Source organism: Bartonella sp. TT121SHDZB, from assembly GCF_042193415.1.
Lineage (GTDB): Bacteria > Pseudomonadota > Alphaproteobacteria > Rhizobiales > Rhizobiaceae > Bartonella.
Window position 1 is genome coordinate 1 of the sequence record NZ_JBHILR010000093.1, and the last position, 513, is coordinate 513.

The 513-nt window shown below is 35.9% G+C and carries 1 protein-coding gene; it reads left to right on the forward strand.

All coding sequences use genetic code 11. From position 1 onward, the window contains the following. A partial coding sequence (locus ACFIKI_RS08685; protein ID WP_375666820.1) for a type ISP restriction/modification enzyme occupies nt 1-459 on the forward strand: 459 nt, incomplete at its 5' end. Between the last annotated feature and the right edge of the window lie 54 nt (nt 460-513).

Here is a 513-nt window from a genome sequence, read left to right on the forward strand (position 1 = left end):
TTTGTAACAGCAGGACGTGAATTGGGTCATTTGCACGTGAATTATGAAACTGTAGAACCTTATCCAGTCACATTTAAGAAGGGTAATCCAAAAGTTACCGAGATCTCTAATCCCGAAAAATTCTATTATGTAACTGAAATGAAATTCGCTGGAAATAATAAGGAAAAGGATAAATCGACTGTTTTTTATAATAGCAATATCATCATGACAGATATCCCTCTTGAAGCTTATGAGTATATCGTCAATGGCAAGCCTGCTCTTGAATGGGTTATGGAACGTCAATGTGTTAAGACAGATAAAAAGAGTGGTATTGTGAATGATGCCAATCGTTATGCTGTTGAAACCGTTGGTAACCCTGCCTACCCTCTAGAATTATTTCAGCGGGTTATTACAGTAAGTTTAGAGACAATGAAAATCGTTAAGAACCTACCAAAATTAGAAATTAGAGAAACTGAATAGACTTGGCTTGCTAAACTCACAAGGGGTATAGAGTCTTATAACCATAATCTATAC